Annotated in this window: 14 protein-coding genes; 1 reads left to right on the top strand and 13 read right to left on the bottom strand. The window is 25.9% G+C overall.

Features of this window, described 5'->3' with window-relative positions:
• Positions 1-143: 143 nt before the first annotated feature.
• The 9 genes from SLITO_RS06265 to SLITO_RS03505 form a co-directional block, all read right to left on the bottom strand.
• Positions 144-218, bottom strand: coding sequence for an HNH endonuclease (locus SLITO_RS06265; RefSeq protein ID WP_075058830.1), 75 nt, complete (start codon positions 216-218; stop codon positions 144-146).
• Between the two features lie 42 nt (positions 219-260).
• Positions 261-407 carry a hypothetical protein gene (locus SLITO_RS05995; RefSeq protein WP_158500634.1) on the bottom strand — a complete coding sequence of 49 codons (147 nt, stop codon included), beginning with the start codon at positions 405-407 and terminating at the stop codon, positions 261-263.
• A gap of 98 nt (positions 408-505) precedes the next feature.
• Positions 506-1,987 carry an HAD-IC family P-type ATPase gene (locus SLITO_RS03475; protein WP_327196262.1) on the bottom strand — a complete coding sequence of 494 codons (1,482 nt, stop codon included), beginning with the start codon at positions 1,985-1,987 and terminating at the stop codon, positions 506-508.
• Positions 1,984-2,886: an HAD-IC family P-type ATPase gene (locus SLITO_RS03480; RefSeq protein ID WP_200901521.1), complete on the bottom strand. Its 903-nt coding sequence runs from the start codon at positions 2,884-2,886 to the stop codon at positions 1,984-1,986. Before SLITO_RS03480 ends, SLITO_RS03475 begins: the two co-directional genes overlap by 4 nt.
• The gene (locus tag SLITO_RS03485) at positions 2,880-3,242 is read right to left on the bottom strand and encodes a cation-transporting P-type ATPase (protein ID WP_075058394.1); all 363 of its coding nucleotides are present in this window, start codon (positions 3,240-3,242) and stop codon (positions 2,880-2,882) included. Before SLITO_RS03485 ends, SLITO_RS03480 begins: the two co-directional genes overlap by 7 nt.
• Before the next feature lie 109 nt (positions 3,243-3,351).
• Positions 3,352-5,763, bottom strand: coding sequence for a PTS fructose transporter subunit IIABC (locus SLITO_RS03490; RefSeq protein WP_075058395.1), 2,412 nt, complete (start codon positions 5,761-5,763; stop codon positions 3,352-3,354).
• A 106-nt stretch (positions 5,764-5,869) separates the two neighbouring features.
• Positions 5,870-6,670 (bottom strand): MurR/RpiR family transcriptional regulator, encoded by an 801-nt coding sequence (locus SLITO_RS03495; protein ID WP_075058396.1) that lies wholly within the window; start codon positions 6,668-6,670, stop codon positions 5,870-5,872.
• Positions 6,671-6,739: 69 nt separating this feature from the next.
• Complete coding sequence (gene srlD, locus SLITO_RS03500) at positions 6,740-7,498, bottom strand: sorbitol-6-phosphate dehydrogenase (protein ID WP_075058397.1); 759 nt, start codon at positions 7,496-7,498, stop codon at positions 6,740-6,742.
• Positions 7,499-9,085 carry a PTS transporter subunit EIIC gene (locus SLITO_RS03505; protein WP_075058398.1) on the bottom strand — a complete coding sequence of 529 codons (1,587 nt, stop codon included), beginning with the start codon at positions 9,083-9,085 and terminating at the stop codon, positions 7,499-7,501. It lies immediately after the preceding gene.
• 142 nt (positions 9,086-9,227) lie between these two features.
• Here SLITO_RS03505 and SLITO_RS03510 point away from each other — a divergent pair, with 142 nt between their 5' ends.
• Positions 9,228-10,907: a PTS transporter subunit EIIC gene (locus SLITO_RS03510; RefSeq protein ID WP_075058399.1), complete on the top strand. Its 1,680-nt coding sequence runs from the start codon at positions 9,228-9,230 to the stop codon at positions 10,905-10,907.
• 119 nt (positions 10,908-11,026) lie between these two features.
• Here SLITO_RS03510 and SLITO_RS03515 read toward each other — a convergent pair whose 3' ends face one another.
• The 4 genes from SLITO_RS03515 to SLITO_RS06005 form a co-directional block, all read right to left on the bottom strand.
• Positions 11,027-12,112, bottom strand: a complete 1,086-nt coding sequence (locus SLITO_RS03515) for an IS3 family transposase (protein WP_075058400.1) — start codon at positions 12,110-12,112, stop codon at positions 11,027-11,029.
• Between the two features lie 130 nt (positions 12,113-12,242).
• Positions 12,243-12,386, bottom strand: a complete 144-nt coding sequence (locus SLITO_RS06000; protein ID WP_158500636.1) for a hypothetical protein — start codon at positions 12,384-12,386, stop codon at positions 12,243-12,245.
• A gap of 353 nt (positions 12,387-12,739) precedes the next feature.
• Positions 12,740-12,850 (bottom strand): hypothetical protein, encoded by a 111-nt coding sequence (locus SLITO_RS06270; RefSeq protein WP_083433367.1) that lies wholly within the window; start codon positions 12,848-12,850, stop codon positions 12,740-12,742.
• Complete coding sequence (locus tag SLITO_RS06005; protein ID WP_158500638.1) at positions 12,851-12,997, bottom strand: hypothetical protein; 147 nt, start codon at positions 12,995-12,997, stop codon at positions 12,851-12,853.
• Positions 12,998-13,017: the final 20 nt, after the last annotated feature.

The following is a 13,017-nucleotide window of genomic DNA, read 5'->3' on the forward strand; positions in this document are numbered from 1 at the left end:
TAAGAAAATTTATTGTTTTCAAATTATTAACTTGTTGACAGGTTTTAAAGTTTTAAAATAATTTGTCTTTATAAATAAAAAACATATTCCACACTTAACAGAATATGTTTAAAATACTTTATTTTAAATTTTTTATTAACTAATTATTTATTACATTTTTTATGAACTGCTATTAAGTTATCACTTATGTTGCCGCCACCTTCTGATTTTGGTTTTATATGTTCAACATTTCAACAATTAGGATTGCTTTTTTGTCATCCTTAATATGCTCCATATTCCATTTGCTTATTGCATGAACTACATTTTTTATGACCTCTTTCGCTTGAGTCTTGTTCGGCTCCACAATTACAGTTAGTTGCATTTGTTCATGCTTTTCTTGCATTTGCAGGTAAATCTTTTTTTGCCATATTACACCTCTGAATATTATAAAAAGTTGACAAACTTATATGCTTATATTAATTTTACATTATAATAAATTAATTAAATTAAAAAATTATTTTTAAATTTAATTAATTTTAATTTTATATTCAACTATTTTATATAAGTTATAGCTAAAAAATATAAATATCGGTTGAACTAGTGAATTTATAAAATATATAACTCATAAATATCAAATCAAATTAACTGTTTTGAAATCAAAAAATACATTCATAGAATCAAATGGTAGTAATGTTATCATAGTTACAACTATTGCCATCAACATAAATCCTACTAAAAAATAATTAATTTTATATTTATCTTTATTTTCAGTTTTATTATTTATTTGGATTGGTAAAAACTTATTATCATATAATATTGAATAAAATATTGGTCCAAAAATAATTCCTATATAAACTCCTGCTTTTGCATAATCTTGAGCATAAATATTATTATCTAATAATAAAAAAGTTAATTGATAATTTAATATTGAAAATAATGAATTGAATAAAGTAGTTAAAAATATTTGAATTATTATCCCTTTTAATATAATTTCTTTTTTATTAATTGGAGGTTTATTATTCATAACCCCTTTTCTCTCTTTGGTCATACCAATTGGGATTGCTATAATTGTTTCTACAATAAATATATGAAATAAAATATTTACAGAATTTAAAGCAATATCTTTATCAATAGCTAAAATTAATAAAATTGTTAAAATTTGACTTAAGTTAGCTGCAATTAAAAATGAGATTGAATATTTTATTTTTTCATAAACATTTCTACCAGAGTTAACTCCAGAGATATTACTTTTAAAATTATCATCACTCAAAATAACGTCACTAACTTCTTTTGCGACTTCACTACCATTAATACCCATTGCTATTCCAACATCAGCTTTTACTAAACTTGGTGAATCATTAACTCCATCACCTGTCATTGCAACAATATTTTTATCTGATTGTAATATATCTAAAATTTTTGCCTTATGATCTGGATTTACTCGGGCAAATACATTTGTTGTTTTTAATCTTTCTCTTAGATCATCAATGCTTAAATCTTCTATTTCTTGTCCAGTAATTACATCATTGTGTTCTTCATCGACTATTCCAAGTCTTGAAGCAATAACATGAGCAGTAACTTTGTGATCACCAGTTATCATAATTACCCTAATACCCGCTTGATGAGCAATTTGTACAGCTTCAAAAACTTCGGGTCTTGGTGGGTCAATTATCCCTAAAGCCCCAAGAAATATTTGTTCTTTTTCATATCTTTCTTTACGTACTGTTAACTCTTTATAAGCAAGACCCAATAAACGCAACCCTTGATTTGCAAATTTATCAATTGTTTTAAGAATAATAACTTTATTTTCTTCAGTTAAAGGTGTTTTTACTCCATTAATTAATTTATATGTACAATTTTTTAAAACATAATCTAAGGCACCTTTTGAATAAACAACTTTTTTATCGTCAATTAAATTTAATGAAGTCATCATTTTTCTTTTTAAATCAAATGGAATTTCATCAATTCTTTTATATTCTTTTCTTAATTTTTTATAATTACACTTTATTTAGATGCAAACTCAATTGTCGCAAGTTCCGTTGGACTACCTATTTTGTTTTTAGCAATAATTGCATCACTGCATAATGAAATACAATCAAAAAATTCTTTATTTTTTTCATTATATTCAATTTCATTGATTTCAAATTCTTCAAAATTACAAAAAACCTTATCAACTGACATTTTGTTTTGAGTTAATGTACCTGTTTTATCTGAACATATTACATTAATATTTCCTAATGTTTCAATTGATTTAGGGTTTTTAATTAAAACATTTTTTCTTGCCATTTTTTTTGTAGCTACCATTAAACATATTTTTACAATAATTGTTAATGATTCAGGAATTATTGATATTGCAGCAGATACTGCAATTAATAATAATTTATTTCAAGATCTTATATTTTCACTTAAATAATCTCTAATAAATCATGCTAAAATAAATAAAATTGACCCTAAAATTAATGAGATAATTCCAATAATTGTTGTAAGTCTAATAACCTTTTTTTCAAGTGGTGTTTTTTGTTTTTTAGATTCAGTAATATTAGTTGCTATTTTTCCAATTTGAGAATCTTTTCCCGTACCAAAAACAACACCTTGCATTTTACCTTCCATAATTATAGTCGACATAAAAGCAATATTTTTTTGGTCTCCAAGTACTAAATTTTCAGAATCATTTACACCATCATCTTTTAAAACTGGTTCATTTTCTCCAGTTAATGCTGATTCATTAATTAATACAAATTGATTGTCAATTATTCTTATATCTGCAGGGACAAAATCCCCTGCTTTAACAAAAATAATATCTCCAGGAACCAATTCTTCAATGTTTATCTGTTTTTTTACTGAGTTTCTTAATACAATTATTAATTTTTTTCTTTTGAATCAAGAGATGAAACATAGTTTTATGATTTTACTTCTTGAATTGTAGCTATGATTGAGTTAATTATAACAATTAAAAAAATGATTATTAATCCAACAATATCAGGTGCAGCTAACTCATTAACAATCAATAATATTGTTAATGATAATAGTCCTGCAACAATCATAATTAAACTAAGTGGGTCTAAAAAAGTTTTTAAAAATATTAAAAATATACTTGGTTTTTTTGATGATGGTAGTATATTTTTTCCATATATTTCCCTTCTTTTTTCAACTTCATTGTTATTTAAACCCTTATTTGGGTCAACTTCAAGTTTGTTATAAATAGAATCATTAGATAACTGATATCATTCTGAACCATCTTCTAAAATGATTTTTTCTTCCATAAAATTACTCCTTAAAGGAAATATTACTCTTATTAATAAATTTATGCAAATTGATTAATTTAATTAGACATTAAAAAATCTAACAATTAATTGCTAGATTTAAATAATTTTATAATTTTGATTTAAACTCATTTACATATTTTATATGTAAATCTATTTTTTTGTTTATATATAACTCTTTATAATTTTTAACAACTTTATTTTTTTCTTGTTTTATAATACTATAAGTTTCTTTTTTACTATCTAACTTTGTATTATCAATATTTTGTTTAATATCATTTAATTTATTAATTTTATTTTGTTTTAGTTTAATAAAGTAATCTTTAGTTGATTGTTTTTGTTCAATTGTATTTTTTTTGTCTTTAACTTTAATTTCATTAAATACTGATTTTGCTAAAGTTAATTTATCACTTAACTCTTTATTTTTAAGTTTAAGTTTTTCAATTAATTGATTTGTGCTATTTATATCATTATTTTTTTTAGCTAATTTAATATCATTTTTAATTTCTAATTTTAATTCTTTATAGTCATTTTTTGTTTTTTCAACATATATTACATATGCTTCTTTTAAAGAACCAATAGTACCTTTTTCTGATAATAATCAAAAACCATATAATAATGTTGTTAATGCAGCACCGCAAGCAATTGCAATAAAGAAAATTATTGTTTGTTCACCATAAGGAACTGCTCCAAGAATTGCTACAATTGGTCCACCATGTCCAGCATTATCTTGCACTCTAAATGCACCAGCGATACCACCGGCTAAAGCTCCTCCAAGAACATTACAAGTAATAGCTCTTTTTGGATCTCTAATAGCAAATGGAATTGCTCCTTCTGAAATTCCAATCATTCCCATTACTAATGCACTAGCGCCCATTGATCTTTCTTGATCATCAAAAAATCTTTTAAATATTAATGAAGTTAATCCCATTCCAAGAGGAGCTACTGGTATTCCAGCAGCTAAAGCACCCATTGGTTCAGAAATTTGACTATCTAGTAAAGCAACACAAGTTACAAAACCTATTTTATTAATTGGACCACCCATGTCAAAAGCAGCCATTGCACCAAGAACTATACCAAGTCCAAGTCCAAGTCCAAGTCCAATTGATTCAGAACTATATGCATTTTTAATAGCTGTAGAAAATTGTTGCATAATTCATCCAATTGGACCACCAATAACATAAATGAATAATAGAGAAATACCGACTCCACCAATAATTGGAATAAAGAATATTGGCATTGCAGCTTTTAATGATTTAGGTACTTTTCAAGTATTAACTCATTTTGTAAAGTAACCAACCAAAAGACCTGCTATAATTGAACCAATAAATCCCATTGGTGTAATTACATCTGGCATTCCAGGAAGAGGCATAAAATTACTTGCATCATTACCAATAAATCCACCTACCAACGCAGGTGCTATTGCAGCTCTTCCTCCAATAGAGTTAGCTATGAATGCAGCTAAAATTGGAATCATCAAAGTAAATGATGCAGCTCCTATTTTTTCCATAACAGCTAAAGGGTTTCAAGGATGTTCAATATTATTTGGTCCTGCTGTACCTGCTGTAGGTCCTCAAATTGCCTTAGCAATTCCAAGAGATGCAGCTAAACAAATACCTCCAAGAATAATTATTGGAATCATATAACTTATACCAGCCAATATATGCTTAATTAATCCTTGATTTTGTTTTTCAATTCCTTTTTTATTGTTAAATTCAGAACCTAATTCACTATATATTTTTGCATTTAATAATGCTTCATCTAAAAGTTTTAAAGGATCTTTAACTGCTTTAGATATTTTTGTCTCATATAAATTTTTACCAACAAATCTTGATTTATCAACATTTGTATCTGTTGCAATTAATACTAAATCTGCATTGTCAATCTCTTTTTGAGTTAGTTTTGTTCCAACGCCTTTAGATCCTTGTGTTTCAACTCTAATGTTATGACCTTCAATTGAATACTTTTCAATCAATCTTTCTTCGGCCATATAAGTATGTGCAACACCAACAACACATGCTGTTACTGCTACAATATTTAGTTTTTTGTTGTTTTTAATTTCTGATTTTTTAATATCTTCTTTGTATTCTTTTAAAAGAATTTCTTTTAATTCATTTGTACTTTTTGCATTAATAAAATCATTTTTGAACTCTTTTTTTAATAGTTTAGTAGCTATTGAACTTAATAAATTCAAATGATCTTCATTTGCATTATCTGGAATTATTAGACATATAATATATTTTATAGGTAATCCATCTAGAGAGTCTCACTCTATACCATTTTTATTTTTTACTATAACAACTGATGGTTGTGTTATATTTTTTACTTTTGCATGAGGGATTGCAAAACCATCTTCAAATCCTGTTGATGCTTCTTTTTCCCTATTTATAAAGGACTCAAATAATAAATTTGAATCTTTTACAATATTTTTTTGAAACGCTTGTAATGAAACGAAATTTAATAAATCATTTTTATTATTAAAATCCGTATCTATAAAAACAAGAGTGTTCTTTATATTCATAATTATTACCTCCCAAAAAAATAATAACATTTTTTTGTTATTTAAATTTTTATTGGAGATTTTTTTATTGTATTTTTTTCATAAAATAGAAAATTTTTTAGATATGTTACATTTTTTTATTTTTTACAACTCAGTTTATAAAAATGTAATCTAGAAGTTGAATCATTAACTGGGCTTTTACAGAGTTTATATTTCACAACTTATCTTCATCAGTGTCAATCACCAAATAATCATCAAATAAATCTTTGAAATTACAACTAATGTCCACTAATCCAATTAAATTTGTTTTCTTACTCATTTTATCTGCAATTTCATTAATAATATTATTTTTACCTGAAATTGACAATAATATAACTAAATCATTTTTATCAATTAAATTTAAAAATGTTTGAATTGATATATAATCACATTCAGAAATAATATCAACATTGTATCATTTTAATCTTTGACAAAAATTTTTAGAAATATTATAAGATAAATTAAAAGCAAATAAAAAAACTCTTTTTGAATTATTTATTAAGTTAGTGAAGTTATCAATCGATCTACTTTTTAAATAATTAAATTGTTTTTCAAAAGATCTTTTATGGATTTCCATGTACTCATCCATAAACTTATTATTTTGCTTTGTAATTGAACCCTTTACATCGACATTATAACCATCAATTAATATTGTTTTAGAAAAATCTGATAATCTCAATTTTAATTCCGAAAAACCATTAAGCCCAATTTTATGAGCATATCTTGTGATTTTTGTGGGACTAGTCTCACAGTCTTTAGCAATTTTTGTAATACTTAAATTGCTAATTATATTTATATTATTAATTATATAACTACTTATTTTAATATTCTCTTCATCTTTATCTGTATTTTTGATATTTTCAATTGTTTTTCATAAATCAATACTCATAATTATTCCTTATATAAAAAGGTTATGCTTTTACATAACCTTATTATATATATTATATACTTTTTATAATTACATTACTTGTCCACCAGTTAAATTAATAGATTGACCGGTACAATAATTTGCTTTATCAGATATATAAAATTCCAAAATATTGAATACATCTTCAAATGAACAACCTCTTTTTAAAGGAACTTTATCAATATAATATTGCTTTACCTCTGATTCTTTTATATTTAATTTTTTAGCATACTGTGGAATTAACGATTCAAACATTTCAGAATCCAGCAAATTTCCCAACATAAATGAATTTACTCTAATATTATATTCTGCAAGATCAAGTGCTAAACTTTGAGTAAGTCCAACAGCTCCAAACTTAGCTGCGGAATAACCTGAATTATGTTTTGAACCAACTCTACCAGATTTTGAATTTATTTGTGCGATTGATCCTTTTATATTATATTTAATCATATTTTTAGCAACTTCTTTTGAGCATAAAAAGTAACCATTTAAATTTATGTTTAATGATGTTATAAACTTATCATACTCAAACTTTGTAATTATGTTAGAATTTGCATAACCTGCATTATAAATAAATTTATTAATTCCACCATATTCTTTATCTATATTATCAAATGTATTTATCACATTTTTTTCATCTGTTAAATCACATACATAAGTAATTAAATTATCATTCTCTTTTTTTAACTCGTTTAAACTATTTTCATCAATATCCAAGACAATTACTTTATATTTTTTTTCACTAAATTTAATAGATAAATACTTTCCTAAACTTCTAGCTCCTCCTGCTATAACTAATACTTCCATTATTTATTCCTTCCCTTCAATATTATTAGCATTTAATATTTTTTTATAAAGATCATCATAAATTCCTTTTCCTAAAAATTTATCTACTGGGTAAATATATGCACTAGGTGCTTTTTCAGAAGCGAATTTTGCAAAACCCTTCATAGTAACAACTACATCAAATTTTGAATCAAGATCTTTTACTGCAATGTTTGAAACTTTAATGTCAAGTTTATTTTCTTTGACTCATTTTTTTATAATTCCTGATGCCATTGCGCTTGAACCCATTCCTGCTTCACAAGCAACTACTATTGTTTTTATGTTTTCTCAACTAAAACTTGAGTTTGCAATTGTGTTGGCTTCATTTTTAACATCTTCACTAAATTGGATTCCTTCATCAGTAATTTTAAAGTTTGTTGTTGAGCCTACTTGATTTCTTTTTTTATCAGAGATTAATAAAATTGATGCTATAGCCAATGAAACACCTGTTCCTACTGCAAATGCTAATAAATTAATTAATATTGCAGTTGTTCCTGGTGACAATGCAATCATTGATATTATAGAACCTGGTGAAGGGGTTGCGACTGTGCCCCCTCCAAGATAAGATGTAATGAATTGTGCTCCTACAACTCCTGCCATTGTAGCAAGAACCATTTTAGGTTTTGCTAATATGAATACAAAATATACTTCGTGGATTCCTCCTATTAAATGAATTGCAGAAGATCCTGCAGCATTTGTTCTGCTTTCACCTTTTGTAAATATTATGTAAGCAATCAACATTCCCAATCCTGGTCCTGGGTTTGGATCAAATAGGAAAAATATTGATCTAGGATTTTCAGCATGTGCTTTAGCAAGATTATCTACTTCCATGTAACCAATTGGTCCTAAAACACCATGATTAATGGCATTGTTTAAGAAACTAACTTTTACTGGTTCAGTAAATATTCCTAATAGTGGTGCTGCTCATTTATTATTACCAAATAATCCAATTATTTGCATCATAACTCATGTTATTCCTCACATTACCCAACCTCAGCCAAAGAATGCAACTAAACAAATTATTATTGAATATATTGCGATTCCAAAATTTTTAACTAACATGTCATAGCTTTTGTTTATTTTTTCTATGTAAATTTTTTCTATATATTTTAAAAATAATGCAGATAATGGTCCCAAAACCATCGCCCCAATAAATTGATTTGGAGAACCAGGAACAGATCCATTACTCAATCTTATAAATTCTTGATATGTTCAGTCTGTACCTACAATTGTACCAATAATTACAAAAGTACCCATCATACCACCTCTTATGCCATAAACAAGTTTTCCACCATTAAAAGCTATAAGAATTGGTAACAATCATTTTATTCCTGGTTCAATTAACCTCCCTAACATTGGTGCGTCAAATCAACCAAGTTTTTTATTTGCATCATAATCATACAAAAACATTGCTGTTCATAGCCCTCATGCTAGTAAAATACCTATCGAAGGCATTATCATACCAGCCATAAAAGCACCTGTTTTTTGTAATTTAACTTTAAATAGTTGTGCTTTATTACTTTTTTCTGCTTTTAAAATTGCTACAGTTTCATTTTTAATTTCTTTTTTCATACTACCTCCTACAAACATTATATTACTAAAATAAAAATATTTACATTAAATTGTAAATATTTACAAGAATTACAAATAAACTTATAGTTATAAGTTTATTTGTAAGAAAATAAATAGTAATATATCATTAATAGGAGGATATATGGCTAAAAGCATTTTTTATGACAATGCTGTTCTTATGTTAGAACTGCTTGGTGGTAAAGATAATATCAAAGATATACAACATTGTGCAACAAGATTAAGATTTGAATTAAATGATGATAGTAAATTTGATATTGAAAAAATAAAAAAACACCCTTTATTTAAAGGGTATAAAAAACAAGAATCTCAACATCAAATTATAATCGGAACTGGTGTTGTTGATAAGTTATTTAAACAAATAAAAATATTAATTAAAGACGATAGCAAAAGTGATGATTTAAAAGCTGAAAAAAAAGAACCTTTATGAAGAAAAGAACTATCAGTAAAATCAAATATATTTATGATCTCTAAAAGAGGAATGAACTCATTTGCATCAATCTTTGTACCATTAATACCAGTCTTTATCGCAGGAGGAATGTCACTGGCATTAAAATCATTAGTGTCAACATTTGCAAAAGGGTCTGGTTTTGAAAAAATATTAGATATAATTGGAGGAGCAATTTTGGGTTCATTACCTGCTTTTGTTGGTTATACTGCTGCAAAAAAATGAGGTGGGAACCCATTTTTAGGAATGGCAATGGGGCTAGTGTTGATTTCACCAGGACTGTTAAATAGTTATGCTACAAATACACCTGTATTGCTTGGGTTTAACTTACAAGCTACAAGTTCACAAATAGAAGAAGCAAGGAAAGCTGCATTTGAAAAATATTTAGCAGACGGTGGATTTACAGTCCCACAAAGTACTGATGAATATAATGATTTATTAAACAAAACAGTCGGAACATACTATTATATATTTGGAGATTTTGCTAATAATTTCTTTAAGATCAATTTAATAGGTTATCAAGCTCAAATTATACCTGTATTATTGGTGTTAGCAATTTCTGTAAATATTGAAAGATTACTTAAAAAAATAACACCAAATGTTATTGCAATAATTGTAGTACCATTAGTAACTGTATTGGTTTCATCATGATTAGCATTTTGAATTATTGGACCACTTGGTCAAATAATTGGTAATGGACTTTCAATTGGACTTGCTGGACTATTTAAATATACAAACTGAAATTTTATTGGATTTGGTGGAATGGTATTTGCATTCTTCTACCCTTTCCTTGTAATTACTGGTCTACATCAAGGATTTCTACCAATTGAAACACAACTTCTAGTTGATACACAACTTAAATATGGTCACTCATTTTCATTTATAACACCAATTGCATGTGTGTCAAATATCGCACAAGGTAGTGCAGCATTTATGTTAATATTCTTTGCTAAAAAGAATAAAGAACAGATTACTAAAGCTTCTTCAAGTGCTTTAGGAGGATTTACAGGTATTACAGAGCCCGCAATGTTTGGGATAAACTTACAAATAAAACCGTTATTTATATCAGCAGCAGTTGGTAGCGCAATTGGTGGTTGATGGTTGGGTATGACTCACACTGTTGCAAACTCATTGGGAAGCGCTAGTTGAATTGGTTTAGTACAATTTGATTGAACAACCGAAGCCACAAAAAACTATTTTGCAAGCGAAGGAATTAATTCAATACTACAATCAGTTCCAATGGGAGCACATATTTCAATTGCAATGTTAATATCAATAGCAGCAACGGCTGGGGTAAGTTTTGGATTATTAAAAACAAAATGAGGAAAAAAATCAATTGAAAATTTCTTAAAATAAATAAAAAAATGCACCAGATGAAATTGTCAATTAAAATTGACATTAAAAAGATACTTTCTCCATACGAATTTCGTATGGAGTTTTTTATGCTTTAGACAAGGTCTAACGTAATTATAAAACTATATATAGTCAGAGATAATTTTATAAATATTTGAGTGATGTAGTTCTTTTACTTTATATGTATATATACATTTATTTTTAAAAGTTCCAAAAAAAGACTCACATGCACCATTATCTGGGGAGTTCCCTCTTCTTGACATAGAAATATTTATATTATTATTTTTACATAATCTTTCTCAAGTTTCATTTGTGTATGGTGCTCCCTGATCTGAATGAATTATTTTTGGAGCACCTCTTTTTTTAATAGCACTTATTAAATTTGTATGACATAATTTATTATTAGGACTAACCGATAACTTTCAATCAACAATTTCAGAATTAAATAAATCTTTTATAACAGATAGATAAACATTTCCATTAATAGTTTTTATATAAGTCACATCTGTTACTCATTTTTCATTTATATTTTTAGAATTAAAGTTTCTATTCAGTAAATTTTCAAATCTTAATGAACCTGATTTATCATAGTTTGGAACTTTCTTTTTCTTTGCAGCTTTTAAACTCATTGTTTTCATATATCTATAAACAACTCAAGGGTTTAATCTTTCTTTAAAGTATTTGTTTAAAAATAAAGTTATCATATTATAACCATATCTTTTTTTAAACAAGTAAAAAAGGCATCTTATCTTAATTGCTAAAATTCTATTATAATTTTTATACTTTGGTTTTCCGTTTTTAAGTCATTTTAAATATCCATACCTTGAAACTTTTAAATATAAACAAGATAATTTCAAAAAAAACATTCTTTTAACATTAAAAATGGCGAAGTACTTTTCCTTAGTCGTCTTCGCCAAATGCTTTTTTAAAGCTCGTTCCAGTTTCAAAGCCTCTCTTAATTCTTCAACGCTCATATCATCAGGTTCTTTAAAAATTCAATCATGAGATTTAAATTTTTTAATATTTCCTTTTGATTGTGTTCCACTACCTCATTCAAGAGCGCCTTCACCTTTAACTTTTACCTCTGATTTTCATCTTTTGATTGTGCTAGTACTAATATCAAACTTTAATGCCGCATTTAAAATACCGATTTTTTTTGATTCCTTAATTATATTAAGTTTTTCGTTTTTTGTTCATTGTTTTGCCATATAAAAAGAACACCTTTCAATAAAATTTTAACAATAAAAGTAATTTTTTACTGTCAATTTTATTTTAGATGTTCAAATAGTGAAAGTTTTTTTAATATACGTCTGTTTTTTTTAATAAATTTATATAGTCTTATGATAAAATTATTTTTTCAACTATGAACAATAATATTGATAACATTGTAACTTCACCATTATCTCTATATGTTAAAAATCCTTCACTCATAGGAAAATCTATAATTATATCATTATTTTTTATCTTAATTTTTTTAGGCATATTTTTTGTAACAAAAATTGATGTGCTATTATTTTTATTAAAATTATATAATATTTCATTTCAAGAATCATGTCTAAATAAATAACTAACAATTATATTTAAAGAATTTTGATCTACTATTCTAGAATAAGCAACTTGATTATCTTTGTCATGTAAATAAACTACATTTATCCCAATTTTAATAAGGTAATTTCTAAATATTTTAATTATATAAGAGTTGTTCCAAAACCATATATATAGATTTTTTTTCTAAAAGTTATTAATCTTGCAACTTCATCTATTTTATCTGATATTGAATTTAAATAATTAACATTTTGATTTATAGCTTGTAAGAATGTTGGATAGTTTGCTCTTTAATTTTTTTCTATTGGTTTGCTCATTTCTAATTCTAATTTTAAAAATGATTTAAACTCCTTAAATCCTTCAACACCTAACTTTTTACAAAATCTTGTAATTGTAGGCATTTAAGTCGAGGTTTTTTTTGCAATTAAATTTATATCAAATTTATCAATATTTTTTAAATTATCTAAAATATATTTTGATATTATTTTATAACTAAATGACTCACTTTCATTTATATATATATTTTTTAAATTATTTAATATTTTCATTTATTATCCATTAAAAATTT

Origin of the sequence: Spiroplasma litorale (genome assembly GCF_001267155.1) — a bacterium.
In the GTDB taxonomy this organism is placed as follows: Bacteria; Bacillota_I; Bacilli_A; order Mycoplasmatales; family Mycoplasmataceae; genus Spiroplasma_A; species Spiroplasma_A litorale.